Source organism: Vreelandella sedimenti, assembly GCF_013416325.1.
In the GTDB taxonomy this organism is placed as follows: domain Bacteria; phylum Pseudomonadota; class Gammaproteobacteria; order Pseudomonadales; family Halomonadaceae; genus Vreelandella; species Vreelandella sedimenti.
This window is the reverse complement of record NZ_JACCGK010000012.1, coordinates 44,555-68,715: the sequence shown is the minus strand read 5'-3', so window position 1 is coordinate 68,715 and position 24,161 is coordinate 44,555. Positions and strand designations below refer to the sequence as shown.

General features: G+C 56.2%; 23 protein-coding genes and 3 tRNA genes. 21 read left to right on the top strand and 5 right to left on the bottom strand.

The features are described from left to right. Window positions 1-163 precede the first annotated feature (163 nt). On the bottom strand, window positions 164-487 hold the full coding sequence (gene fdxA / locus HZU72_RS14450; RefSeq protein WP_007111508.1) for a ferredoxin FdxA: 324 nt from the start codon (window positions 485-487) through the stop codon (window positions 164-166). Between the two features lie 159 nt (window positions 488-646). Continuing rightward, a complete protein-coding gene (gene mutS / locus HZU72_RS14445) occupies window positions 647-3,208 on the bottom strand; it encodes a DNA mismatch repair protein MutS (RefSeq protein ID WP_180093268.1) in 2,562 nt (853 codons plus the stop codon). Between the two features lie 213 nt (window positions 3,209-3,421). On the opposite strand from mutS, the gene HZU72_RS14440 reads away from it, so the two are divergent. The 9 genes from HZU72_RS14440 (at window position 3,422) to HZU72_RS14400 (ending at window position 10,786) form a co-directional block, all read left to right on the top strand. Further along, window positions 3,422-3,961, top strand: a complete 540-nt coding sequence (locus tag HZU72_RS14440) for a CinA family protein (RefSeq protein ID WP_180093494.1) — start codon at window positions 3,422-3,424, stop codon at window positions 3,959-3,961. Window positions 3,962-4,090: 129 nt separating this feature from the next. Further along, window positions 4,091-5,164, top strand: a complete 1,074-nt coding sequence (recA, locus tag HZU72_RS14435) for a recombinase RecA (RefSeq protein WP_180093266.1) — start codon at window positions 4,091-4,093, stop codon at window positions 5,162-5,164. A 24-nt stretch (window positions 5,165-5,188) separates the two neighbouring features. Next, a complete protein-coding gene (locus HZU72_RS14430; protein ID WP_180093263.1) occupies window positions 5,189-5,653 on the top strand; it encodes a regulatory protein RecX in 465 nt (154 codons plus the stop codon). A gap of 214 nt (window positions 5,654-5,867) precedes the next feature. Further along, the gene (alaS, locus tag HZU72_RS14425; RefSeq protein ID WP_180093261.1) at window positions 5,868-8,477 is read left to right on the top strand and encodes an alanine--tRNA ligase; all 2,610 of its coding nucleotides are present in this window, start codon (window positions 5,868-5,870) and stop codon (window positions 8,475-8,477) included. 99 nt (window positions 8,478-8,576) lie between these two features. Beyond that, entirely contained in the window at window positions 8,577-9,827 is a 1,251-nt protein-coding gene (locus HZU72_RS14420; protein ID WP_180093259.1) for an aspartate kinase, read from the top strand. A 193-nt stretch (window positions 9,828-10,020) separates the two neighbouring features. Further along, complete coding sequence (csrA, locus tag HZU72_RS14415) at window positions 10,021-10,209, top strand: carbon storage regulator CsrA (protein WP_007111501.1); 189 nt, start codon at window positions 10,021-10,023, stop codon at window positions 10,207-10,209. A 133-nt stretch (window positions 10,210-10,342) separates the two neighbouring features. After that, window positions 10,343-10,435: transfer RNA gene (locus HZU72_RS14410), tRNA-Ser, on the top strand. A 56-nt stretch (window positions 10,436-10,491) separates the two neighbouring features. Further along, window positions 10,492-10,568, top strand: a tRNA-Arg gene (locus HZU72_RS14405). A 141-nt stretch (window positions 10,569-10,709) separates the two neighbouring features. Beyond that, window positions 10,710-10,786 (top strand) — tRNA-Arg (locus HZU72_RS14400). Window positions 10,787-10,962: 176 nt separating this feature from the next. Here HZU72_RS14400 and HZU72_RS14395 read toward each other — a convergent pair. Then, window positions 10,963-11,958, bottom strand: a complete 996-nt coding sequence (locus HZU72_RS14395) for a tRNA dihydrouridine synthase (RefSeq protein ID WP_235976125.1) — start codon at window positions 11,956-11,958, stop codon at window positions 10,963-10,965. A gap of 159 nt (window positions 11,959-12,117) precedes the next feature. Here HZU72_RS14395 and HZU72_RS14390 point away from each other — a divergent pair, with 159 nt between their 5' ends. From HZU72_RS14390 to HZU72_RS14380, 3 genes are all read left to right on the top strand, one after another. Next, window positions 12,118-12,375 (top strand): OadG family protein, encoded by a 258-nt coding sequence (locus HZU72_RS14390; RefSeq protein ID WP_180093256.1) that lies wholly within the window; start codon window positions 12,118-12,120, stop codon window positions 12,373-12,375. Window positions 12,376-12,466: 91 nt separating this feature from the next. Next, window positions 12,467-14,287 carry a sodium-extruding oxaloacetate decarboxylase subunit alpha gene (gene oadA, locus HZU72_RS14385; protein WP_180093254.1) on the top strand — a complete coding sequence of 607 codons (1,821 nt, stop codon included), beginning with the start codon at window positions 12,467-12,469 and terminating at the stop codon, window positions 14,285-14,287. A 26-nt stretch (window positions 14,288-14,313) separates the two neighbouring features. Then, complete coding sequence (locus HZU72_RS14380) at window positions 14,314-15,636, top strand: sodium ion-translocating decarboxylase subunit beta (protein WP_180093252.1); 1,323 nt, start codon at window positions 14,314-14,316, stop codon at window positions 15,634-15,636. A 100-nt stretch (window positions 15,637-15,736) separates the two neighbouring features. Here HZU72_RS14380 and HZU72_RS14375 read toward each other — a convergent pair whose 3' ends face one another. Beyond that, window positions 15,737-16,354, bottom strand: a complete 618-nt coding sequence (locus HZU72_RS14375) for an IMPACT family protein (protein WP_180093250.1) — start codon at window positions 16,352-16,354, stop codon at window positions 15,737-15,739. Next, complete coding sequence (locus HZU72_RS14370; protein ID WP_235976124.1) at window positions 16,354-16,734, bottom strand: LexA family protein; 381 nt, start codon at window positions 16,732-16,734, stop codon at window positions 16,354-16,356. The genes HZU72_RS14375 and HZU72_RS14370 overlap by 1 nt, the downstream gene beginning before the upstream one ends. Window positions 16,735-16,931: 197 nt before the next feature. Between HZU72_RS14370 and ccmA the strand changes: the two genes are divergently transcribed. From ccmA to ccmI, 9 genes are all read left to right on the top strand, one after another. Continuing rightward, window positions 16,932-17,552, top strand: a complete 621-nt coding sequence (ccmA, locus tag HZU72_RS14365; protein WP_180093248.1) for a cytochrome c biogenesis heme-transporting ATPase CcmA — start codon at window positions 16,932-16,934, stop codon at window positions 17,550-17,552. A 116-nt stretch (window positions 17,553-17,668) separates the two neighbouring features. Then, window positions 17,669-18,337, top strand: a complete 669-nt coding sequence (gene ccmB / locus HZU72_RS14360; protein ID WP_235976133.1) for a heme exporter protein CcmB — start codon at window positions 17,669-17,671, stop codon at window positions 18,335-18,337. Window positions 18,338-18,351: 14 nt separating this feature from the next. Beyond that, window positions 18,352-19,119 carry a heme ABC transporter permease gene (locus HZU72_RS14355; protein ID WP_180093246.1) on the top strand — a complete coding sequence of 256 codons (768 nt, stop codon included), beginning with the start codon at window positions 18,352-18,354 and terminating at the stop codon, window positions 19,117-19,119. Continuing rightward, on the top strand, window positions 19,119-19,310 hold the full coding sequence (gene ccmD, locus HZU72_RS14350) for a heme exporter protein CcmD (protein ID WP_022519956.1): 192 nt from the start codon (window positions 19,119-19,121) through the stop codon (window positions 19,308-19,310). Before HZU72_RS14355 ends, ccmD begins: the two co-directional genes overlap by 1 nt. Continuing rightward, window positions 19,307-19,816, top strand: coding sequence for a cytochrome c maturation protein CcmE (ccmE, locus tag HZU72_RS14345; RefSeq protein WP_133730773.1), 510 nt, complete (start codon window positions 19,307-19,309; stop codon window positions 19,814-19,816). The genes ccmD and ccmE overlap by 4 nt, the downstream gene beginning before the upstream one ends. A 77-nt stretch (window positions 19,817-19,893) precedes the next feature. Further along, the gene (locus HZU72_RS14340; protein ID WP_180093244.1) at window positions 19,894-21,927 is read left to right on the top strand and encodes a heme lyase CcmF/NrfE family subunit; all 2,034 of its coding nucleotides are present in this window, start codon (window positions 19,894-19,896) and stop codon (window positions 21,925-21,927) included. Further along, a complete protein-coding gene (locus tag HZU72_RS14335; RefSeq protein ID WP_180093242.1) occupies window positions 21,924-22,451 on the top strand; it encodes a DsbE family thiol:disulfide interchange protein in 528 nt (175 codons plus the stop codon). Before HZU72_RS14340 ends, HZU72_RS14335 begins: the two co-directional genes overlap by 4 nt. Next, window positions 22,442-22,912, top strand: a complete 471-nt coding sequence (locus HZU72_RS14330; protein ID WP_180093240.1) for a cytochrome c-type biogenesis protein — start codon at window positions 22,442-22,444, stop codon at window positions 22,910-22,912. Before HZU72_RS14335 ends, HZU72_RS14330 begins: the two co-directional genes overlap by 10 nt. Then, window positions 22,909-24,147: a c-type cytochrome biogenesis protein CcmI gene (gene ccmI / locus HZU72_RS14325; protein WP_180093238.1), complete on the top strand. Its 1,239-nt coding sequence runs from the start codon at window positions 22,909-22,911 to the stop codon at window positions 24,145-24,147. Before HZU72_RS14330 ends, ccmI begins: the two co-directional genes overlap by 4 nt. Window positions 24,148-24,161: the final 14 nt, after the last annotated feature.

The following is a 24,161-nucleotide window of genomic DNA, read 5'->3' as shown; positions in this document are numbered from 1 at the left end:
GCCTTTTTTTTGCCCGCAATTTGGCAGCACATTTTTGACGATACACTTTCGACAGCACAAAAAAAACAGCGCTGTTTTTAACAACAAGCGCTGGTTTAAAAAGAGCTTTTAAAGAGAGCCTTTAAAAAAGAGCTATGTGCTGATTTTTAAACCGTCACAGCGTTTAGCGCTCTAGTTTTTCGAGCTTACCTGGTTTGCCATCCCACTCTTCGGCGTCCGGCAGTGGGTCTTTTCTTTCGGCGATATTGGGCCATACTTCGGCCATCTCAGCGTTAATCTCGATAAAGGCCTCCTGTCCATCCGGCAACTCATCCTCGGAGAATATCGCCTCGGCGGGGCACTCGGGCTCACACAGGGCGCAGTCGATACACTCGTCAGGATGAATGACCAGGAAGTTCGGACCCTCGTAAAAACAGTCGACCGGGCAGACTTCCACACAGTCGGTGTATTTGCACTGGATGCAGTTCTCGGTAACGACAAACGTCATCTTGCTATCCCTCTTGCAGGGCCGGGTGACTCCCAGCCATGGTCAATCGTGAATGGTTATAAATCAGCCGTTTTTTATAAGCTAAAAGTTTGAGCGACATTCTAGAGGTGCGCATACCTGGCGGCAAGCGCCATATGGCTTTCCCTCCTATAAGCACCATTAGATCAGGTCTCGCCACTGATACAACAGTGACAGCGCTTCCCGCGGTGTTAAACCATCCATATCGACGTTTTCCAACGCCTCGACCACTGGATGCGGTGCAGCGGCGAACAGATCGTTTTGCTGTGGTGCGGTTCGCGGCGCCTGCGCCGTGTTATCCACATCGCGCTGCTCCAAACTTATCAGTTTCTCGCGGGCACGTTTAATCACATGGTTGGGCACACCCGCCAATTGTGCCACCTGCAAACCATAGCTTTGGCTGGCCGGGCCCGCTTCGATGCGGTGCATAAACACAATACTGTCGCCATGCTCGGTCGCCGTTAGGTGAATATTGGCCACCCCTTCCATATGTTCAGGCAGCGCCGTCATTTCAAAGTAGTGGGTCGCAAACAGCGTCAGCGCGCGTCCTTTTGCCAAGTGTTCAGCGCTTGCCCAGGCGAGCGACAGACCGTCGAAAGTGCTGGTGCCACGGCCAATTTCATCCATCAGGATCAAGCTTTGCTGGGTGGCATTGTGAAGAATGTTGGCGGTTTCAGTCATCTCGACCATAAAGGTAGAGCGCCCGCCAGCCAAGTCATCCGATGAGCCAATGCGGGTAAAGATCCGATCCAGCGGGCCGATCTCAGCGGCATCCGCGGGCACAAAGCTACCACAGTGGGCCAGCAGGGCGATTAGCGCGGTCTGACGCATATAGGTCGATTTACCGCCCATATTGGGGCCGGTAATAATCAGCATGTGCTGGTCAGGATTGAGCGTCACGTCGTTGGGCACAAAGGGTGTCTCGCTCACCTGCTCGACTACCGGATGTCGTCCCGCGTCAATTTGAATCCCGGTGGTTTCACTGAGTGTTGGACGCACCCAGTTCAGCGCCTCGGCGCGTTCGGCAAAGGCGCACAGTACGTCCAGTTCCGCCAAGGCTTGCGAGGTGCTCTGCAGCGCGTGAAGGCTTTCGTTGAGATCGCCAAGCAGGCGATCGTAGAGCCATTTTTCACGCGTCAGCGCGCGAGATTTAGCGGAGAGCGCTTTATCTTCAAACTCTTTGAGCTCGGGAATAATAAACCGTTCGGCATTTTTAAGTGTTTGGCGGCGAATATAGTCGGCGGGCGCCTGCTGGGCTTGTGAACGCGGTAGTTCGATAAAGTAGCCGTGCACACGGTTGTAACCCACTTTGAGATTGGCTAGCCCCGTACGCTCGCGCTCGCGAAGCTCGAGCTGAATAAGATAGTCGCCCGCGTTTTCGGCCATGCCACGGTGCTCATCGAGCTCTGAGTCAAAGCCCTCGGCAATCACCCCGCCATCGCGGATCACCACCGGCGGGTTCTCGACCAGCGCGCGTCTTAGTGTGTCGGCCATTTCTGGGTAGGGGCGAATATGTGGGCGCAAGTTATCCAGCGCACTGCCACTCTCAACCTCACTAAGCTGCTGCTCCAGCTCCGGGAGCGTTATCAGCGCATCCCGCAGCCGAGCCAAATCGCGCGGGCGGGCGCTATACAGCGCCACCCGTGCCAGAATGCGCTCAACGTCGCCCACCGCGCTCAACGTCTCGCGCAGCGGCATATAGGCGGCATCCAGGCTTAGCAGCGCCACACCCGCATGACGGGCCTGGACAATCTCGCGTTGACGTAACGGACGATTGAGCCAGCGTTTGAGTAGCCGTGAGCCCATGGCAGTGGTACAGGTATCCAGCACGCTGGCCAGGGTGTTGTCGCTGCTGCCGCCCAGGTTGATATCAATTTCCAGATTACGGCGGCTGGCAGCGTCGATCACCACCGCGTCGTCGCGGTTCTCAACGCTGATGGCAGTCACGTGGGGCAGGCGCGAGCGCTGAGTGTCCCGGGCATAATCGATCAATACGCCGGCAGCAATCAGTGCAGTGGTTAAGTGAGCGCAGCCAAAGCCGCGTAAATCCTGCACTTCGAACTGGTCGCAGAGGCTGCGGGTAGCGCTTTCCAAATCAAACAGCCACTCGCCCTGGCGACGCAGGCTGCGTTTCTGCGACCAGGCCTCGGGTAGCGCTAAGCTTTCGGGTACCAGCAGCTCGGCCGGGGAGAGGCGCGTCAGCTCGGCGAGCATTTCGGCTTCGCTGTCTACTTCCAGTACGTTGAAGCGACCACTGGAGAGCTCCAGCCAGGCAAGGCCCCAGCTCTCTTTTCCGGGAGAAACGGACACCAGCACGTTGTCGCGACGGGCATCGAGCAGCGCTTCATCGTGGAGTGTGCCGGGGGTGACGATACGTACTACTTGGCGCTCAACGGGCCCTTTGCTGGTCGCGGGGTCGCCAATTTGCTCACAAATAGCGACCGACTCGCCGCCAGCGACGAGGCGGGCCAGATAGCCCTCAGCGCTATGATAGGGGACGCCCGCCATCGGAATCGGCTTACCGCCTGACTGCCCGCGCTGGGTGAGGGTAATATCCAGCAGGGCGGCGGCGCGCTTGGCGTCGTCAAAAAACAGTTCATAAAAATCCCCCATGCGGTAGAACAGCAGTACCTCGGGGTGCTCGCGCTTGATCTTTAAATACTGGGTGATCATGGGTGTGTTGGCGGGAATAGCCTGTGACATGGGCGTCCTGATTAAGCTTAGCGTAGGCCATTACGGCTTACGGCATGTTCGTTGAGTCAGTTCTTTGAAACAGTTCTTTGAGAAAGTTCTTTAAGAAAGTTCTTCGAGCAAGCTTTTGGGTCAGTTCTGCGAGCAAGCCCTTTGGATAAATTCGTTGAGAAAGCTAAACGCAGTATTCTACGCTGAACAGACGACTCACTTGAAGGAGCGACCATAGTGCCCAGCGAAACGAGCCTGAAAAATCTTGATTTAACCCTGTTAGCTCAGCGGCTGGGGCGGCTGTGTAAGCAGCTGGATGTGGAAGTGACCACCGCTGAGTCATGTACGGGGGGCGGCATTGCCAGCGCCATTACCGAGGTGGCGGGTAGCTCTGCTTACTTTACGACTGGCTATGTGACCTATGCGAATGCTGCTAAAACGCGCTTATTGGGGGTGCCTGAGGCCATGCTGGCCGAGCATGGTGCTGTCAGCAAAGAGGTTGTCAAAGCCATGGTGCTGGGTGCCTGTAATGAAAGTGGCGCAGGTTTAGCCGTTGCCGTTAGCGGCGTTGCAGGCCCAGAGGGGGGGAGCGCTGAAAAGCCGGTGGGTACGGTTTGGTTGGCCTGGGGAGATGCTGCTGCTCAGGAGGCCGAATGCTTTCACTTTCCAGGTGACCGTCAGTCGGTGCGAGAGCAGGCCGTGCGTCAGGCCTTGGTTGGGCTGGTGGCGCGCCTGAATGAGCGCGAGAAGGCGAGCAAGACGAACCAGCCGTAAGAAAAAGACGCTTATGCACAAAGGCTGTTGATAAAATAGATGAGAGAAAGCGTGATCAAGGATTTGTTTACGGCGCAAACTTTGGCATACTACTGGCTAATTATACAGCTTGTTATGAGGAATCTCTGAATGGCTCAGGATGACAACCGCACTAAAGCGCTAAACGCTGCACTCACCCAAATCGACCGTCAGTTCGGCAAGGGCACCGTCATGCGTCTAGGCGACGCGCCGCGTGTCGTCATGCCGTCGGTTTCCACCGGTTCATTGGGTCTGGATATCGCCCTCGGCATCGGCGGTCTACCGTTTGGTCGTGTGTGCGAGATCTTTGGCCCGGAATCGTCGGGTAAAACGACTCTGACCCTTTCGGTGATTGCTCAGGCGCAAAAACAGGGCAAAGTGTGTGCTTTCGTGGATGCCGAGCACGCCCTTGACCCCAGCTATGCAGAAAAGCTGGGTGTTAACCTGGATGACCTGCTGGTTTCCCAGCCGGATACCGGCGAGCAGGCACTGGAAATTACCGACATGCTGGTACGCTCCGGCGGTGTTGACGTGATTGTTATCGACTCGGTCGCAGCTCTAACGCCGCGCGCTGAGATCGAAGGCGAAATGGGTGATTCCCACGTTGGCCTGCAGGCGCGTTTGATGTCTCAGGCACTGCGTAAAATCACCGGTAATATCAAAAACGCCAATTGCCTGGTGATCTTCATCAACCAGATCCGCATGAAGATCGGCGTCATGTTTGGTAGCCCTGAAACTACTACTGGTGGTAACGCGCTTAAGTTCTACGCCAGCGTGCGTCTGGATATTCGTCGCACCGGCTCGGTGAAAGTGGGTGATGAAGTCACCGGTAATGAAACTCGCGTGAAAGTTGTCAAAAACAAGGTGGCACCGCCATTCCGTCAGGCTGAATTCCAGATTCTGTACGGTAAGGGTATCTACCATGCTGGTGAAGTCATCGATCTGGGGGTGCAGTGCAACCTGGTCGACAAAGCCGGTGCCTGGTACAGCTATAAAGGTAAGAAAATCGGTCAAGGTAAAGCCAATTCAGCGCTGTATCTGGAAGAGCATCCGGAGATTATGCTCGAAATCGAAACACAGATTCGTGAGCAGCTCCTGGCTAAGCCTGATCCCAAAAAGGAGAAGGATGATGCGCCTACCGAAGCAGCGGCAGAGTTGGATGCGGGTGATGACGATCTGCTTTAAGACGATACTGGCTAAGATAAGCTGATGGCATTCACCTCCCAGCGTGATGCTACGCCCCGTGATATCGCCATTGGCTTACTGGCTCGGCGCGAGTACTCCCGCGCCGAGCTTGCCCAGCGCCTGAAGAAAAAATCCTTCGACGCTGCCGCTATTGATGAGTGTTTGGATGCCTTGGTTGAACAAGGACTACAGTCTGACGCGCGCTTTGCGGCAAGTTTCGTCCGCTCGCGTATACTGCGTGGCCAAGGCGTGATTCGTATCAAAGGCGAGCTGCGCCAACGAGGCGTTGACCAGGAAACCCTTAATGCCGCGTTTGAAGAGGTAGAGGAGGGCGAGCAGGTCGACTGGTTTGAGCTAGCCCGGGAAACCCTGGCGCGGCGTTTTGATAGCCCCGGTGAGACACCCAAAGAGCGCGCTAGGCGGGAACGTTTTCTCGCCAGTCGTGGCTTCGATTTTGAACAAATTCGCCACGCGATCTCCTGTTTATAATACGTTTTCCCCAGCCTATACAATACCCCCTCTTACATTTTTAGTAGCGCTCTAATACGCTTGCTCATCCAGTTGTTTACGTGGCTGTTTGCCTTTCTGCCACTAAGTGCGGCTTTAGTCGTTTGACAACTGCGCTATAATGGCTGCTTTGCGACCCCTGAGGGTAGCGGCAACAGCGCCCTGGGACATCACGCTTTCTTGTTACGGATACCCTATGAAAAGCGCAGAGATTAGACAGGCCTTTCTCACCTTCTTCGAAGAGCAGGGACATACGATTGTACCCACTAGCTCTTTAGTGCCGGGCAACGACCCGACGCTGCTGTTTACCAATGCCGGCATGGTGCCGTTTAAAGATGTGTTTCTAGGCCGCGACCCGCGCCCTTACGTGCGCGCCACCTCTGCGCAGCGCTGCGTTCGCGCGGGCGGTAAGCATAATGATTTGGACAACGTCGGCTATACCGCACGCCACCACACCTTCTTTGAAATGCTGGGTAACTTCAGCTTTGGCGACTACTTCAAGCGCGACGCCATTCGCTTTGCCTGGGTGTTTTTAACCGAAACGCTGGGGCTCCCCAAAGACAAGCTGTGGGTGACGGTACACATCAGCGATGATGAAGCTGAGCGCATCTGGAAAGATGAGATCGGCATCGACCCTGAACGCTTCTCCAAGCTGGATGAAGATAACTTCTGGCAGATGGGCGATACCGGCCCCTGTGGTCCCAGTTCGGAAATTTTCTTTGATCATGGCCCTGAGGTATGGGGTGGCCCACCGGGAAGCCCGGAAGAGGACGGCGATCGCTATATCGAAATCTGGAACCTGGTATTCATGCAGTTTGATCGTGATGCCCAGGGTACGCTCAACCCGCTGCCCAAGCCCTCCATCGATACCGGTATGGGGCTGGAGCGTGTCGCCGCCGTCATGCAGGGCGTCCACTCCAACTATGAGATCGACCTGTTCCAGAACCTTCTGCAAGCCGCTGCTAAAGCGACCGGTCACCCTGATACTGCTACGCCCTCACTGCGCGTGATTGCCGACCATATCCGTTCCTGTGCTTTCCTGATTGCCGATGGGGTGCTGCCTTCCAACGAAGGACGCGGCTATGTGCTGCGTCGGATCATTCGCCGCGCAATTCGTCATGGCCATAAGCTGGGCGCGGTAGAACCGTTCTTCCACAAGCTGGTGGAGGCGCTGGATGCGGAGATGGGCGATGCCTATCCGGAACTGCGTGAAGCGAGCGATCAAATTGCCCGTGTACTGCTGAAAGAAGAAGAGCAGTTCGCACGCACCCTGGATCACGGTATGGGGCTCTTGAATGCGGCGCTGGCCGAACTGGATGGCAAGGTGCTGCCGGGTGAGACGGTGTTTAAGCTTTATGACACCTACGGTTTTCCCTTCGACCTTACCGCCGACGTCTGTCGTGAACGCGGCGTTAGCCTGGACGAAGATGGATTTCAACAAGCACTAGAGGCCCAGCGTGAACGCGCACGGGCGGCCAGCCAGTTTGGCGCCGACTACAGCGCTTCCATCGAATTGGAGGGTGAGACGGCATTCACCGGCTACGACCGCTTGGAAGATCAGGCCAAGGTAACCGCGCTGGTCGACAGCGAAGGCAACCCATTGGCCGCGCTGGAGGCGGGGCAGAAGGGCGTCGTAGTACTAGACCGTACGCCTTTTTACGGCGAGTCGGGCGGTCAGGTAGGCGATACCGGCTACCTGTATGTCGACGGTGGCCGTTTCCAGGTGACGGACACCCAAAAGCAGAGCGGTCATCACCTTCACCAGGGCATGATGGTAGAAGGCTCTCTAAGCGTTGGTGCAAGCGTGCGCGGGGAAGTGGATGCCAGTCTACGCACAGCCACCATTCGCAATCACTCAGCCACCCACCTGTTGCATAAAGCGCTGCGCATGGTGCTGGGTGATCACGTACAGCAGAAAGGCTCGCTGGTGAATGCCGAGCGCCTGCGCTTCGACTTTAGCCACTTCGAGCCGATGACTGCCGAGCAACTGGCGGAAGTCGAGCGGCTGGTCAATGAGCAGATTTTGGCTAATGCGCCGACCAAAATCGAGCAGATGAGCCTGGATCAAGCCAAGGCCAAGGGCGCAGCAGCGTTGTTTGAAGCCAAATACGCCGAGAACGTGCGCGTGCTGACCATTGGGGCCGACGACTTCTCGATCGAGTTGTGCGGTGGCACTCACGTGGCACGCAGCGGTGATATTGGCTGCTGTCATGTGATGAACGAAGTGGGCATTGCTTCTGGCGTACGCCGCATCGAAGCGATTACCGGCGAAAATGCGCTGGCCCACTTCCGCGAGCAGGAAGCCCGCCTCGAGCGCTTGGGTGAGCGCTTGAAGACCAAGCCTGAGCAGGTCGAAGCGCGGGTAGAATCACTGGTTGAGCGCAACCGTAGTCTGGAAAAAGAGCTTGAGCAGCTCAAGGCCAAACTAGCCAGTGCAGCGGGTAGCGATATGCTCAGCCAAGTGCAGGAGGTTAACGGCGTGAAGCTGCTGGCGACGCAGCTGGATGGCGTGTCAGGTAAAGATTTACGCGGCGTCCTTGACCAGCTTAAGAACAAGCTAAGCTCTGGAGTGATTATCCTCGGCGTTGCCGACCAGGCGGAGGGCAAAGTGAGTCTGATCGCTGGGGTCACCCAGGATCTGACCGGCCGTGTGAAAGCCGGTGAGCTGGTGAACCATGTTGCCTCCCAGGTAGGAGGGAAGGGCGGTGGTCGTCCCGACATGGCCCAAGCGGGAGGTAGTCAACCCGACGCCCTGCCGGATGCGTTGAAGAGCGTACCAGCATGGTTGGAAAACGTTCTTAGCTAAACCTCTGGGCCGGTGGCATTATTGTCACCGGCCTTATTATTTATTTAAAACTTGTGACACTTTCACCCTCCATTCCCGAACGCATAGGAAAAACGGCATATGGCACTATACGTACAGAAGTTCGGCGGCACTTCGGTGGGCTCTGTCGAGCGTATCAAGGCCGTAGCAGAAAAGGTTAAGGGCTTCCGCGATCAAGGCCATCAGGTAGTGGTCGTGGTCTCCGCCATGAGCGGCGAAACCAACCGCCTGACGGACATGGCACAGGCGCTTAACGACGATCCCGCACCGCGCGAGATGGATATGCTGCTGTCGACCGGCGAGCAGGTAACTATTTCACTGCTCGCCATGGCGCTTCAGCAAATCGGTGTGCCAGCCACTTCGCACACAGGCGCCCAGGTAGGTATCCATACCGATAGTGCCTATACCAAGGCGCGTATCCAGCGCATTGAAACCGAAGACCTCAAGGCCGATCTGGAAGCAGGGCAGGTAGTGGTCGTAGCCGGTTTCCAAGGGGTCGATGAAGACGGCAATATCACCACCCTGGGTCGCGGTGGTTCCGACACTACTGGGGTAGCCCTCGCCGCCGCATTAGGTGCCGATGAGTGCCAGATTTACACCGATGTTGACGGGGTATACACCACTGACCCCCGCGTCTGCTCCAAAGCCCAGCGCTTAACGAGCATTACCGTGGAAGAGATGCTGGAACTGGCCAGTCTCGGCTCTAAAGTGCTGCAGATCCGCGCGGTAGAGTTTGCCGGAAAGTACAACGTACCCCTGCGGGTGCTGTCGAGCTTTGAAGACGGCCCCGGTACCCTAATTGTTGCAGAAGCTGACCAAGACGAGGACGCTATGGAAGAACCACTGATCTCCGGTATCGCTTTCACCAAAAATGAAGCAAAATTAACCCTGCTGAATACGCCGGATGTGCCGGGTGTGGCATCACGCATTCTGGGACCCATTGCCGATGCCAATATCGAAGTGGACATGATCGTGCAGAACGTGGCGCCGGCCGGAGACTATACCGACTTCACCTTTACAGTTGCTAAGGGCGATTACAAAGCCACTAAGAAGCTGCTTGAAGAGACGGTGATTCCTGATTTGGGCGGCGGTGAGCTGCGTGGCGACGACAATATTGCTAAAGTGTCTTTGGTCGGTGTTGGTATGCGTTCTCATGCGGGTGTGGCATCTAAAATGTTCCGCGTTCTAGCTGACGAGAATATCAATATCCGTATGGTCTCTACCTCTGAGATTAAGATCTCGGTTGTGATTGATGAGAAACATATGGAACTTGCTGTTAATGCATTACACAAAGCTTTTGGTTTAGATAAGGCAGATATCGAGTCTGAATAACATTTATGCCTTAAACCTTCTACGCTGAAGGGGTACTTACTGCCGTGTGGTGGTGAGCTTTCTTTCAACGGGAGGTTAAGGTGTCACGGAGCCGGAGTCATTGGTGACAGGGAGCACTATGCCGCATAATGGCATGGTGTTGCCTCCGGCTGACATATCCCGTTGCATAAAACGTCTGAAAAGGAGATCAGCCATGCTCATCCTAACTCGCCGTGTTGGCGAAACCCTGATGATCGGTGATGAAATCACCGTCACCGTGCTAGGTGTGAAAGGCAATCAAGTACGTATTGGCGTAAATGCGCCTAAAGATGTGGCAGTTCATCGTGAAGAGATTTACCAGCGTATTCAGCGCGAACGAAACAGTGAAAACGAAGTGGAATAACACTTGCGGGCTCGCATGATGAAACGATGCTTAAAGCGTAAGCTTACATGTAAGATATGGTCGGTGCGAAAAAAATCCGTAGAAGACTAGACACAAGAAGGCTAAATCGGTAATATTCGCGCCGTGCCGTTGAGGAGAGGTGGCCGAGTGGCTGAAGGCGCTCCCCTGCTAAGGGAGTATAGGGTTTATAGCCCTATCGAGGGTTCGAATCCCTCTCTCTCCGCCAATCGCATGACCAGTAAGTGCTTTTGCTTTGTTAAAAAGTGCATGGTCACAAGGTATGCGCCCGTAGCTCAGCTGGATAGAGTACCTGACTACGAATCAGGGGGTCGGAGGTTCGAATCCTCCCGGGCGCGCCACCTTCTTGGTACTTGCTTGCTATGTGTTAGCAACCTAAACAGTAGTTGCTGCTTAGCAGCCGTTGGTGTAATTACATTAATTTAGTTACATTGATTTAGTTGCAGCGTATCAGGATCAGTAAAAGTTAATTGCAATATCACGCGCCCGTAGCTCAGCTGGATAGAGTACCTGACTACGAATCAGGGGGTCGGAGGTTCGAATCCTCCCGGGCGCGCCAGATTCCAAAAAACCCGCTCTCTTATTGAGAGCGGGTTTTCTGTTTCCAGTCTGTCCTCCAGTTTCTAGCCTGACCGGAAGTGGCTCGCGCCCCGGTCTTGCGATCGTTTGTAGCGCCCCCGCTTTGCGGTAGGGCGCTTTTTTTTTGCCTGTTAAAGGGATGGCGCGGCAGAAGGTCTAGGCCATTGCAGCTTGCTGTTCGTCGACGACAAGGCTGTCGAGCAGTTGGTCTAATTCGGTGATGCGCTTTACGCGCTGAAAATTCTGTTCAGCTTCACTGCTGCCTTGACGCATTTGGGCGAGCCACTGCTTTACCAAAGAGACCACGACGCGGTCTGGTAGCTTTTGGCGTTGTAGAGCGGCGTATTCTTTGAGCACGTTGGCGCGCATCGCCCAGCTACTTTCAGGTAGCCGTTCGCCGGTTTGCTGCCAGTGGCGAATGCGTGGCGCCAGCCAAGGGTCGGCCAGGGCGCTACGTCCCAGCATCACGTCGCGACATCCTGACAGGGTGCGGGCTTTCCAGTAATCTTCCAGCGTCCAAATATCGCCGTTGGCGACCACGGGAATGCTCACTTGGCGGCGAATTTTGCCGATCCATTCCCAGTGTGCCGGTGGGCGGTAGCCCTCGTCCCGGGTGCGTGCATGAACGACCAGTTGTGCTGCTCCGCCCGCTTCGGTGGCTTGGGCGCAGGCCACCGCTAAACGGCGATTAGAGAAGCCCAGACGAATTTTGGCGGTCACCGGGGCTTCCCCCTCCAAAGCGTCGTGAACGGCTTTAACCGCCTTATAGACGCGATCAGGCTGGCGTAACAGCGAAGCGCCGCCATCGTGCCGGTTAACCAGTTTGGCAGGGCACCCGAAATTAAGATCGACGCTTACCGCGCCCAGGCGAAGCGCCTGGCGCGCATTAGCCGCCAGGGCGGCTGGGTCAGAGCCCAGTAACTGCAAGTGCACGGGAATGCCGCTTGGCGTGGCCACAGGCGGTTGCGCAAGCTCGGGGCAGTGTTTATAAAACACTCTTGGCGGCAGGCGCGCATCGACTACACGTACAAACTCGGTGACCGTCCAGTCGAACCCGGGATGCCGGGTCAGCAGATCACGAGTCAGGGCGTCGATTACCCCTTCCATCGGGGCTAGGCCGATTCTGCCGTTTTGTAGTAAATTAACAACCATGACTTCCACTATCGCGCCATTGCATTCTATTCTGGGTGTGGCAGGTTAGTGCATTCCCCTTACTGCGCCAAGCGCCTTTCACCGTATTGGCGTCATGATGTGCGTAAAAATGGTACTTGAGCTGTGCTTCAAGACACCGAGCTTCAAGGAGATCGCTTTATGCAGGATCTAGAACTATTGCAAGAAGGGCTGGCGTTGATGGCGCTCGGTATGGGCGTAGTGTTTGTTTTTCTTACTGTTTTGGTCATTAGTGTTACGCTGATGTCTAAGCTTGTTGGGCGTTTTCAGCCCGCTCCTGTGGCTGTTGATACGGGCAAAAAATCGTCGCCATCTTCGGTTCCCTCTGCGCAAAATGACGAGGTCATGGCGGTGATCAGTGCTGCAGTGCATCGTTATCGCTCTACCCGACGTCGTTAACTTTCTCGATTTTTTTCATTTTGGCCCTCTTGTGGCTATTTTTTTGTTATTTTTACTACAAACTTACAACTCCCTACTGTGAGCCATGACAATGAACGAAATAAAACGCCCTCTAGGCATTACTGATGTCGTGCTGCGCGATGCCCACCAATCGCTATTCGCCACACGTATGCGGCTGGACGATATGCTGCCGATCGCCGAAAAGCTGGATCGCGTTGGCTACTGGTCGCTGGAAACCTGGGGAGGGGCCACTTACGACGCCTGTATCCGCTATTTGGGCGAAGATCCATGGGAGCGCATTCGTGCATTAAAAGAGGCTATGCCTAATACGCCTCAGGCCATGTTGCTACGTGGTCAGAACCTGCTGGGCTACCGCCACTACGCCGATGACGTTGTCGATAAGTTTGTTGAGCGGGCGAAAACCAACGGTGTTGACGTTTTTCGCGTATTTGATGCCATGAACGACCCGCGCAATCTTGAGCGCGCCATTCAGGCAGTGCGTAACGTGGAAGGCCATGCACAGGGCACGATCTCTTACACCGTGAGCCCGGTACATACCCTGGATAGCTGGGTCGATCTCGCCAAGACCATTGCCGGTTTGGGCGCGGATTCATTGGCTATCAAGGATATGGCGGGGCTATTGACGCCCTACACAGCGTTTGATTTGGTCTCCCGGCTGAAGAAAGAGCTATCGATTCCGGTGCATTTACATTGCCACGCCACCACCGGCCTCTCCACGTCGACTATTTTGAAAGCGGTAGAAGCGGGCATCGATAACGTCGACACCTCGATTTCTTCCATGTCGATGACCTATGGTCATAGTCCCACCGAGTCAGTGGTGGCAATGCTGAAAGACACCGGCCGCGATACCGGTCTGGATCTTGAGCTGCTGGAAGATATTGCCGGTTACTTCCGCGAAGTACGTAAGAAGTACGCCGCCTTTGAAGGTTCGCTGCGCGGTATTGATTCGCGCATCCTGATTGCTCAGGTGCCCGGCGGCATGCTGACCAACATGGAAGGCCAACTGAAAGAGCAGGGCGCGGGCGATAAGCTGGACGACGTGCTAAGCGAGATTCCCCGCGTGCGCGAAGATCTTGGCTTTATTCCGCTGGTGACGCCTACCTCGCAAATCGTCGGCACCCAGGCGGTCATGAATGTGATGATGGGCGAGCGCTACAAGTCGATCTCCAAGGAAGTTCAGGCGCTGCTCAAAGGTGAATATGGTGCTGCCCCAGCACCCTTCAACGCCGAATTGCAAAAGCGCGTATTGGAAGGCGGCGAGCCGATTACCTGTCGCCCGGCGGATAACCTCTCGCCGGAAATGGATAGGCTGGCTGCCGAGCTGAAAGAGAAGGCCAGCGCTGAAGGCATTCGTTTGGCCGAAGGCAAGCGTGAAGTGGATGATGTTCTGACCTACGCGCTGTTTCCGCAGATCGGCTTGAAGTTCCTTAAAAACCGCGACAATCCCGATGCCTTCGAACCTGCCCCTCAGGCAGTTGACGCAAGTGCTGAAAAGACACCCGCCAAGGTGGAAAGCAAAGCGCCTGTCGCTAGCAGTGGCCCGGAAACCTACACCGTTAAGCTCAACGGCAAAGCCTTCGTAGTGGAGGTGTCTGAAGGCGGTGAGCTGGGCGAAGTGCAAGAGCAAACGGCAGCCAGCGCACCCAAAGAGGACGCGCCCGCGCCCAGTGGTGAAGGTAGTGGAGTGAGCATCGATGCCCCGCTGGCCGGTAATATCTTCAAGGTCAATGTCCGTCCTGGCGATAAAGTCGCTGAAGGTGATGTCGTCATCATCCTGGAAGCGATGAAAATGGAAACCGAAGTGCGTGCCAGCAGCGCAGGCACTGTGTCTAAGGTTAACGTCAGTGAGGGCGACAGCGTAGCCGTAGGCGATGCGCTGATCGAGCTCTAAGGGCCCCCAGTACTGGATAAAAAGTAATGGATAAATTAGTAACGTTATGGGAAGGCTCTGGGCTGTATAACCTTGAGCTAGGCCAAGCGGCCATGATCATGGTGGGGCTATTGCTGCTCTACCTGGCCATCTATAAGAAGTTTGAGCCTCTGCTGCTGGTGCCGATTGGCTTTGGCGGCATTCTGGCCAATATTCCCGAAGCAGGGTTGGCGATTTCAGCGCTTGACCAAGCGATCGAGGTGGCGAAACCCGCAGTGCTACAGCAGATAGCGGCAGCGCTGGGCGCGACGCTGGACCCGTTAGCGAATGCGGAAGCCTGGCGTGAATCGTTAAAAGTGATAGCCCACGATGGCGTTGCACCGGATCAGGTGCGTGCCGCACGTGATATCGCTGTGGGTGTCGGCTATAGCGATGGCATGCTTTACAACTTTTATAAAGTAGCAATTGGTTCGGGTATCGCCCCGCTGATTATCTTTATGGGTGTGGGCGCCATGACCGACTTCGGTCCGCTGCTGGCCAATCCGCGCACGCTGTTTTTAGGTGCAGCCGCTCAGTTTGGTATTTTTGCCACTTTGTTTGGTGCCGTGGCGCTAACCTCGATGGGCGTCATGGATTTCTCGCTCAATCAGGCCGCAGCCATTGGTATTATTGGCGGCGCGGATGGCCCGACCTCCATCTACGTCTCCAGCGTGCTGGCGCCGGAGCTGCTGGGTGCTATCGCGGTGGCTGCCTACGCCTATATGGCGTTGGTGCCGCTGATACAGCCACCCATCATGCGTCTGCTGACCACCGATAAAGAGCGTCAAATCAAGATGACCCAGCTGCGGCCGGTCTCCAAGCTGGAAAAAATCGTCTTCCCGCTGATGCTGTTGATTCTGGTCGCGCTGTTTCTACCCGATGCGGCACCGCTACTCGGTATGTTCTGCTTCGGTAATCTGATGCGTGAGTGTGGCGTAGTCGAGCGCTTGTCGGATACCGCGCAAAACGCCTTGATCAATATCGTCACGATTATCCTGGGGCTATCAGTAGGCTCCAAACTGATGGCCGAGAGCTTCCTGGCCTTTGAGACGCTGGGGATATTAGGTCTGGGTATTGTCGCCTTTGGTATCGGCACGGCCGCTGGGGTATTAATGGCCAAGCTGATGAACCTGGTGAGCAAAATGCCCATCAACCCATTGATCGGTGCAGCGGGCGTTTCCGCCGTGCCTATGGCAGCGCGGGTGGCGAACAAGGTGGGGCTGGAGTCCAACCCGCATAACTTCCTGCTGATGCATGCCATGGGCCCCAACGTGGCGGGTGTTATTGGGTCGGCAGTCGCGGCCGGGGTAATGATTAAATACCTGGGTTAATGCTGAATGGCTTAAGGCTTAAATAGGGATCAATCCGAGCGCGGCATACTGACACTTTCAGTATGTCGCGTTTTTTTGATGGGCTATTCCTAGGGGCTATCTAGTCAGTGAGAATGTCGATAGCACTCTTCAAGCGGTTTTCTAGTGGGGCAAGGTCAAGCGGGTAGTCTCGTGGCCAGCCAATGGTCAGGCGAACGCCATCACCATCGTAGTCGGCTTGCTCAATAGGGATGTCGTGCTCTTCGCACCAGGTGCGGGCAATCGCTTCATTGGCAAAGGTGAGTCGCAGGGTATAGACGTCGCGCTCAACCACTTCCCGCGTAGGTAGTGCTTCAAGGGCATGACTAACCGCCTGGGCGTAAGCGCGGGCCAAGCCTCCGGTGCCAAGCTTGGTGCCGCCAAAATAACGAATGACCACGCAGCCGATCTGGCCCAGTTGGCTCCCCTGGAGAACCTGATACATGGGGCGGCCAGCGGTGCCGCCGGGCTCGCCATCATCGGAAAAGCCAATCAGATTTTGCTCGCCGGGTGGCCCGGCAATGTAAGCAGTGCAGTGGTGGCTGGCACTAGGGTGCGCAGTTTTCGCCGCATTCAGCAGGTTAGTGAATGCGTTGATATCGGGAGCGTGGCAGACCCAGGTGATAAATTGGCTCTTTTCTACTTCAATGTCAGCCGTGTGCCACGACCCTGTGGGTAGCTCGGGAACCCGATAGCGCATTAATGCTCCGTGAAGGTAGTCTCACTTTTCACACCCATTACCATGCCGAGCACCTGAATATCTCGGTTGTGCAAAAATAGCGCTGGCTGCAAAGTATCTTCTGGCCATAGCTCTACGCCAAAGCGACTGATAGAGAGCTGCCTCAGGGCGATTGTTTGCTGGTTAATTTCGGCAACGGCAGTTTCTGTCTGGGTATCATGTTGATAGCGCCGGATAATAATGACATCGCCATCGAACAAGTTGCAATCACACAGTGCATTGCCACGCACTTTGAGTGCATAGGTATTGCGTCGGGTAACGCTAGGTGCCATTGCGTAAGGTCGCGGTGCCGGTTGCCTACGGCCGAACGTAGCGGTAGGTGCTGCCATCGATAGGGTCATCAGGGAATCTCCATTGCATGTTCTTTCATACAGTGGTTTTCATTGTAGACCTGTTTTTGCATACAGTGCCAGAGATAATTGGTCTTACGACATATTGATGGAGATCACGCTGCGACCCAGCGCCGCATTGTGTGAGTGGCGAGAAAGGGGCTTTACGTGTAGAGTTCGACGCGAAATCAATATGCCAGGAGAGACGCTTGAGCCTGTGTCTACAAGCCCGACAGCTTGCCTGTGAACGCGATGACCGCTGGCTGTTTCAAGGGTTGGATCTGGAGGTTCGCAACGGTGAGATAGTGCGAATTGAAGGGCCCAATGGTAGTGGTAAAACCAGCCTTCTGAAAATTCTCTCCGGGCAGCTCAGTGACTACCAGGGCGAACTGTTCTGGAATGGCGCTGCGATGAACGAGGCACGTGAACATTTTCTCGCGAATTTGCTCTATTTAGGGCATGCACCAGGCATTAAATCAGGGCTCTCCCCGTTAGAAAATTTAGCCTGGTATCAGGCGTTAAGCGGGGAAAGCGGTAATGAAGATCAGCGCTTGGAAGCCCTTGAACAGGTTGGGTTGGCAGGCTTTGAAGATGTGCCAGCAGGGCAACTCTCAGCAGGGCAGCAGCGCCGTGTCGCCCTGGCGCGCTTAACGTTAACGCCGCGCGCCCTATGGGTACTGGATGAGCCTTTTACCGCGATTGATCGCCACGGCGTCGTTGATCTAGAAAGACAGCTGGTTGCCCACGCTCAGGCGGGGGGCTGCGTGTTAGTAACGACACACCACGAGTTAACCGCTTCACCGTTGCTCAGACGGATATCCCTAGGGTAAAGGAGAAAGGGTTGCACAGCTCTTTACATGGCGCTTCAAATAGCGGCTCTTCACAAAGCTCGGAGACCGCTCAACAGGTTTCAGCAGTGCCACTGCGTGAGCATAATGGTGGGCTAATGACCGCAGTGAAGGCCACGCTCGTGCGTGACTTAACGCTATTGCTAAGACGCCGTGGCGAAGTGCTCAACCCACTGGTGTTTTTTGCCCTGGTGATCACGCTGTTCCCGATCGCTATTTCGCCCGACCCTGAGCTGTTAGCGGTGATTGCTCCAGGTTTGCTGTGGGTCGCAGCTTTGTTAGCCGCGCTGCTTTCATTAGATAGCCTGTTTCGTAGCGATTATGACGACGGCAGTCTGGAGCAACTGCTATTAGCGCCGCAGCCGTTAGCCGCGCTTAGTTTGGCCAAAGTGGCCGTGCACTGGCTGCTCACGGGCCTACCGTTGGCGCTGATGGCGCCGATATTGGGTATTATGCTGGCGCTGCCGGCGGGCAGCTATGCCGTGCTGGCGCTGTCGCTTGCACTGGGTACGGCAAGCTTGAGTTTGATTGGTGCCATCGGTGCGGCGTTAACCGTTGGCTTGGCACGGGGCGGAGTGCTGCTCTCGCTATTGGTGCTGCCGCTGTACATCCCGGTACTCATTTTTGGTGCAGGCGCGGTGCAGGCGGCCATTTTTGGAGAGGGTGTCTCCGCACACCTGGCCATCCTGGGCGCGCTGCTCGCCGCCTCGCTCATGTTGGCGCCGTGGGCGATTGCCGCATCGCTGCGTATCAGTATTAACGGTTAAGGACAGGACACGCTATGTGGGCCTTTATACATAAGCTGGGATCACCCAAGTGGTTCTACGGCATTAGTGCCAAATTACAGCCCTGGTTTTGGGCCGCGGCGGCGCTGTTGATCGTCACAGGCTCGCTGTGGGGGTTGGCGTTTGCGCCAGCGGATTACCAGCAGGGTAATAGCTTCCGAATTATTTACGTCCATGTGCCGGCGGCCTTTTTGGCTCAGTCTATCTTCATTGCCATGGCGGTTTCCGGTCTGGTGTTTATGGTCTGGAAAATTAAAGTCGCCGATATGGCGGCGGCGGTGATGGCGCCTCTTGGCGCGGCCATGACCTTTGTCGCGCTGTTTTCCGGTGCCGTATGGGGCGTGCCCACTTGGGGAACCTGGTGGATGTGGGATGCACGGCTAACGTCAATGCTGATCCTGCTGTTTTTGTATTTGGGCGTGATTGCTCTGCGCGGTGCTTTTACCAGCCGCGATAGCGCCTCACGGGCAGCCTCGGTGCTAGCCATGGTGGGGGTGATTAATATTCCCATCATCAAATACTCGGTGGACTGGTGGTACACACTGCACCAGCCTGCTTCATTTACGCTGACCTCTCGCCCGGCCATGCCTACTGAAATGTGGCTGCCTCTGGTCATTATGGTGCTGGGTTTCTACTGCTTTTTCATTGCCTTAACACTTATGCGCACACGCAGTGAAATTTTGCGCCGCGAAGCTAACAAACACTGGGTACAGGAATTGGTGGCCGGCCAAGTGGTGAAAGTACCAGCAGAGGAGGCCCGCTAATGGCATTTGACTCATTTTCCGAATTTCTCGCCATGGGTGGCCACGCGCCTTATGTATGGTCTGCCTGGGGCGTGACAGCGCTACTGCTGCTCGCCACCGTATGGCATGCGCGTGCTGAACAGCGCCAATTGATCAAAGGCTTGAAACGCCGCGCAAGACGCGCAAACAGCGCAAGGGGGAACGCCCAATGACGCCTAAACGTAAACAGAAACTCTTTATTATTCTAGGCCTTGTGTCGCTGGCCGCGATCGCCGTGGGGCTGACCCTGTACGCGCTGCGCGCTAACATCAATCTGTTTTTTAGCCCGGTTCAGATCGCCCAGGGCGACGCGCCCATGGAGCGGCAGATTCGCGCCGGTGGCATGGTGAAAGAGGGCTCGGTATCCCGTGACCCTGAGAGCCTGGACGTCGAGTTTGTCGTCACCGATTACGTTGATGACCTGGAGGTCTACTACAGCGGCATCCTGCCCGATTTGTTTCGCGAAGGCCAAGGCGTAGTAGTGGTAGGAGAGCTTCAGGCCGATGGTCGTTTGTACGCCGATAAGGTGCTTGCGCGCCACGATGAGAACTATATGCCCCCTGAAGTCGCCCAGGCACTTGAAGAGGCGGGCTATTCGCCAGCCGACTACCAGGCCAAAGCCGCCGAAGTGGGTAAACGCCTGGACGAAGAAGGCGTACCCCAAGCAAGCGAATACTAGTACCAGCAGAATTTAGTACACCAAAACAGTAAAACCAGGGTTAGGCTTTTACCAAATAAGCCCCAAGCGGAGCACACATGCTTATCAAACTGATCCCTGAAATTGGCCACTTTGCCCTCATTATCGCGCTGCTGATGGCGGCGGTGCAGGCCGTGATGCCGCTGGCCGGTGCTGCCACCCGGCGTCCGCTGTGGATGGCCTATGGTCAACCCATGGCGGTGGGGCAGTTTGTGTTTATTGCCATTGCCTACGCCTGTTTGACCGCCAGCTATATGCTGGACGACTTTAGCGTGGCGAACGTGGCCAACAACTCCAACTCGCTGCTGCCCTGGTACTACAAGTTCAGCGCGGTGTGGGGTAACCATGAAGGGTCAGTGCTGCTGTGGAGCTTTATGCTCGCGGGCTGGGGGTTTGCGGCCAGCCTATTTACCGGCAACCTGCCGCGGGATATGGTCGCGCGAGTAATGGGCGTGATGGGTATGGTTTGCGTCGGCTTCTTACTGTTTATTCTGATGACATCGAACCCCTTCGAGCGGCTACTGCCCGGTATGCCCCAGGATGGCGCCGACCTTAACCCGCTGTTGCAAGACTTTGGGCTAGTGGTGCATCCGCCGATGCTCTACATGGGCTATGTGGGCTTTTCCGTGGTCTTTGCGTTTGCCATTGCGGCGCTGATGGGCGGGCGTTTAGACGCGGCCTGGACGCGCTGGGCAAGGCCTTGGACGAATCTGGCCTGGGCCTTTCTGACCGTGGGTATCGCGTTAGGCAGTTGGTGGGCCTATTACGAGCTTGGCTGGGGCGGCTGGTGGTTCTGGGATCCGGTCGAAAACGCTTCACTGCTGCCCTGGCTGACGGGAACCGCACTGGTTCACTCACTAGCGGTCACCGAGAAGCGCGGCTCGTTTAAAAGCTGGACCGTGCTGCTAGCGATCTCGACCTTCTCGCTGTCGCTAATGGGCACTTTCCTGGTGCGCTCTGGGGTGCTGACCTCTGTGCATGCGTTCGCTAACGACCCGGCCCGCGGTTTCTTTATCCTGATGCTGCTGGCGATTACGGTAACGCTGTCGTTGCTGGTGTTTGCGCTACGCGCGCCGCGGGTGAGTCATAAAGTAGGCTTTAACTGGCTCTCCCGGGATGCGCTGCTGCTGGTTAATAATATCTTTCTGGTGATTATGACCGTCACCGTGCTGCTGGGTACCGTCTATCCGCTGATTCTGGATTCTCTGGGGCTGGGAAAAATCAGCGTGGGCCCGCCTTACTTTAATGCCCTGTTTGTGCCACTTACCGTGTTGATGTGTATTTTTATGGGACTCGGCTCGGTAACGCGCTGGAAGAGCATGGCAGCACGCGACCTGATTCGTAAACTGTGGTTAGCCGGTGTGGCCGCCTTGGTGATCGGCATATTAATGCCACTGCTGTACCGCGGCGAATGGAACCTGTTTGTCTCCCTGGGCATTGTCTCCGCACTATGGATCGTGCTGCCGATGGTGCGCGACGTGTTCGATAAAACCCGCCATGCCAGTTCGTTTTTGGCCGGTGTTCGTAAGCTCTCCCTGGCTTATTGGGGCATGGTGCTGGGGCACGTAGGTGTAGCGGTCACTATCGTCGGCGTGACGGTAGTGTCCAACTACAACATTGAGCGCAACGTGCGCATGTCGCCGGGCACCACGGTCGAAGTCGCGGGCTATCAGTTCACCATGACCGAGTTAACCGAGCGTCGTGGTGCTAACTTCCTGGCGGACACCTCGATTCTACAAGTGCAGCGCGGCGACTCGGGCCGCAGTTTTACCATGCGGCCCGAAAAGCGCCTCTATCTGGCCACCGGTATGCCGATGACGCAAGTGGCCCTGCGCCCAGGGCTGTTCCGCGACCTCTATGTAGCCATGGGTGAAAACCTTGGCGATGGCAGTTGGGCGATGCGGGTGCAGTATAAGCCGTTCGTCCGTTGGCTCTGGCTGGGCGCACTGCTAATGGCGTTCGGCGGTGTATTGGCGGTGCTCGATAAGCGCTACCGCCGCACTGCAGCCACCCGTGAAGCGCCCAAAGTGGCCAGCCAAGGCGGTAGTACTCAGAACAGTACTCAAAATGGCGCACGGGAGGCCACGGCATGAAGCGACGGCTACTGCTATTACTGTTGCCGGTGTGTTTTTTAGCCCTGGCGCTGTTCTTTTACCAAGGCCTCTCGCTGGATCCCTCCCAGCGGGATTCAGCGCTGATGGCGCGGGAGTTCCCGACTTTTGAGGCCAGCACGCTGCGTGATGAGAATCGCCGCGTTGACCAAACGCTGTTAGAGGGTGAAGTAACGCTGGTGAATGTGTGGGGCGAGTGGTGTCCCGCCTGTAAGCAGGAGATGCCGCAACTGCTGGAACTGGCTGATAACGGCATTCGCATGGTCGGGGTCAACTACCGCGATACCCGCGAGAAAGGCATGCAGTTTCTCAGCGAATTTGGCGATCCGTTTGAAGTTAATATTTTTGATCCGGAAGGCGAGCTAGGGTTTGATCTTGGCGTCTACGGCGCCCCGGAAACGTTCCTGGTCGATGCCGACGGGGTCATTCGCTATCACCATAAAGGCTACGTATCACCGCAAGACGTGCGCGAGCGAATTCTTCCGGAGGTGGAAAAATGGCGCTAATGCGAACCATGGCAGCGCTACTACTGCTGGTCATAGCGTTTGGTGCAGCGGCGGGTGGTATCGAACTGCGCGAATTTGACGACCCGGTCATGGAGAAGCGCTACCACGATTTAACCGCCTCCATGCGCTGCCCGCTGTGTGAAAACCAAGCCATAAACGACTCCGATGCACCCATTTCGGCAGATATGCGCGAGCGGGTTTATCAACTGCTGCAAGAGGGGCAGTCGGATATCGAAATTATCAACCACATGGTGCAGCGATTTGGTGAATATATTCTCTACAATCCGCGTTTAGAGAGCCGTACTTACCTGCTTTGGGGCTTGCCCATTGCCCTGGTGTTGCTAGGCGCGATGGTGGTTGTGCTGATGATTCGGGCCCGCCGCAACGCCTCTGCTAAAGCGTTGAGTGCCGAAGAACGCCAGCGCATAGACGCGCTGACTAACCGTAAGAGGTCTTCATGACGCTGCTCTGGATAGCCATTGCCATTCTACTGCTCCCCGCGCTGTGGCTGCTGGTTTCGCCGCTAAGAAACGCGCGTGCCCTGCATGACCAGCAGCGCGATTTTGAAGCCAACGACACCTCCGCCGAGCAGAACGTGGCGATTTTCAAGCGCCGCTTGGCGTCACTGGAAGCGGCTCTTGAACGCGGCGACATAGATGCCGCACGCTTTGAGGAAGACCGGCTGGAACTTGAGCGAAGCCTGCTGGAAGACACTGCTTTTCGCGAGCGTCGGCCGCTAAAGGCTGCCAGCGCCGGCCGTATTGTCGTGCCCGTGGTGATGCTCGCGGTGGTCGCTGTTAGCGTTATTTGGTATCAGCAAAAGGGCGCCGAGGGCGACCTGGTGCTACTGGCCGTGCAGCAAGAAGTGCAGAATGACCCTGATGGGTCGCTTGCCATGTACATCGAGCGCATGGAGGAGCAGGCCGAACGCCAGCCGGATAACCCCAATGTGTGGAGCGAGCTGTTTCCGCTCTACCGTGAAACCGGACAAATGCCCAAGGCCGTGGACGCCCTGGAGCGCCTGATCGAGATTGAAGGGCGCATTCCACCGCTGCTTGCGCAGTTGGCGCAAATTCGTTTCTTTATGGCTGAGCGCGAGCTTACCGACGAAGTTCAAGCGTTGGTCGACGAGACGTTGGAGCAGGATCCCCGCCAGCCCACCGTGCTGGGCTTGCTGGGCATTAATGCCTTCGACAACGGCGATTACGAGCAGGCTATTGACCACTGGCGCCGGGCAATTGCCAATATCGAGGATCCCAACACCGTGTCCTCGCTGCGCGATGGCATTCGCGTGGCTCAGGAGCGATTGGGCGTTGAACCCGAAGAGGCCGTCGCCGAGGGCACCGGCATTCGTGTGCGTGTCTCGCTGGATGAGGAGCTCGTCGGGCGTGTGGATGGCGATGCCAGCGTCTTTATTACCGCCCGCGATATTGAGGGCGAGTTGCCGCCCCTGGCCGTGGTGCGGGCGCAAGTGTCCGAGCTGCCCATGACCGTGACGCTGGATAACAGTGTCGCGATGTCTCCCCAGGCGCAAATCTCCCAGGTACAGGAAGCCCGATTAGTGGTGCGTGTTTCTCCCTCTGGCCAAGCAACGCCCCAGCCCGGAGATCTGTTCGGCGACCTTGAGAGTGTCAGCATCGGGCCGATTGCAGACGACGAAGCGGCCGAAGTGGTGATTAACCGTGTCTTTGAATAATCGCAACGGGAATG

Excerpts from the sequence above, each read along its gene's own strand:
- HZU72_RS14370 (WP_235976124.1), bottom strand. The coding sequence starts at position 16,734 with ATGACCCTATCGATGGCAGCACCTACCGCTACGTTCGGCCGTAGGCAA.
- ccmD (WP_022519956.1), top strand. The coding sequence starts at position 19,119 with ATGGCATTTGACTCATTTTCCGAATTTCTCGCCATGGGTGGCCACGCG.
- HZU72_RS14390 (WP_180093256.1), top strand. The coding sequence starts at position 12,118 with ATGCAGGATCTAGAACTATTGCAAGAAGGGCTGGCGTTGATGGCGCTC.
- oadA (WP_180093254.1), top strand. The coding sequence starts at position 12,467 with ATGAACGAAATAAAACGCCCTCTAGGCATTACTGATGTCGTGCTGCGC.
- HZU72_RS14375 (WP_180093250.1), bottom strand. The coding sequence starts at position 16,354 with ATGCGCTATCGGGTTCCCGAGCTACCCACAGGGTCGTGGCACACGGCT.
- fdxA (WP_007111508.1), bottom strand. The coding sequence starts at position 487 with ATGACGTTTGTCGTTACCGAGAACTGCATCCAGTGCAAATACACCGAC.
- ccmE (WP_133730773.1), top strand. The coding sequence starts at position 19,307 with ATGACGCCTAAACGTAAACAGAAACTCTTTATTATTCTAGGCCTTGTG.
- recA (WP_180093266.1), top strand. The coding sequence starts at position 4,091 with ATGGCTCAGGATGACAACCGCACTAAAGCGCTAAACGCTGCACTCACC.
- HZU72_RS14430 (WP_180093263.1), top strand. The coding sequence starts at position 5,189 with ATGGCATTCACCTCCCAGCGTGATGCTACGCCCCGTGATATCGCCATT.
- HZU72_RS14380 (WP_180093252.1), top strand. The coding sequence starts at position 14,314 with ATGGATAAATTAGTAACGTTATGGGAAGGCTCTGGGCTGTATAACCTT.
- csrA (WP_007111501.1), top strand. The coding sequence starts at position 10,021 with ATGCTCATCCTAACTCGCCGTGTTGGCGAAACCCTGATGATCGGTGAT.
- HZU72_RS14395 (WP_235976125.1), bottom strand. The coding sequence starts at position 11,958 with ATGGTTGTTAATTTACTACAAAACGGCAGAATCGGCCTAGCCCCGATG.
- mutS (WP_180093268.1), bottom strand. The coding sequence starts at position 3,208 with ATGTCACAGGCTATTCCCGCCAACACACCCATGATCACCCAGTATTTA.
- HZU72_RS14330 (WP_180093240.1), top strand. The coding sequence starts at position 22,442 with ATGGCGCTAATGCGAACCATGGCAGCGCTACTACTGCTGGTCATAGCG.
- HZU72_RS14340 (WP_180093244.1), top strand. The coding sequence starts at position 19,894 with ATGCTTATCAAACTGATCCCTGAAATTGGCCACTTTGCCCTCATTATC.
- ccmI (WP_180093238.1), top strand. The coding sequence starts at position 22,909 with ATGACGCTGCTCTGGATAGCCATTGCCATTCTACTGCTCCCCGCGCTG.
- ccmB (WP_235976133.1), top strand. The coding sequence starts at position 17,669 with ATGACCGCAGTGAAGGCCACGCTCGTGCGTGACTTAACGCTATTGCTA.
- alaS (WP_180093261.1), top strand. The coding sequence starts at position 5,868 with ATGAAAAGCGCAGAGATTAGACAGGCCTTTCTCACCTTCTTCGAAGAG.
- HZU72_RS14420 (WP_180093259.1), top strand. The coding sequence starts at position 8,577 with ATGGCACTATACGTACAGAAGTTCGGCGGCACTTCGGTGGGCTCTGTC.
- HZU72_RS14335 (WP_180093242.1), top strand. The coding sequence starts at position 21,924 with ATGAAGCGACGGCTACTGCTATTACTGTTGCCGGTGTGTTTTTTAGCC.
- HZU72_RS14355 (WP_180093246.1), top strand. The coding sequence starts at position 18,352 with ATGTGGGCCTTTATACATAAGCTGGGATCACCCAAGTGGTTCTACGGC.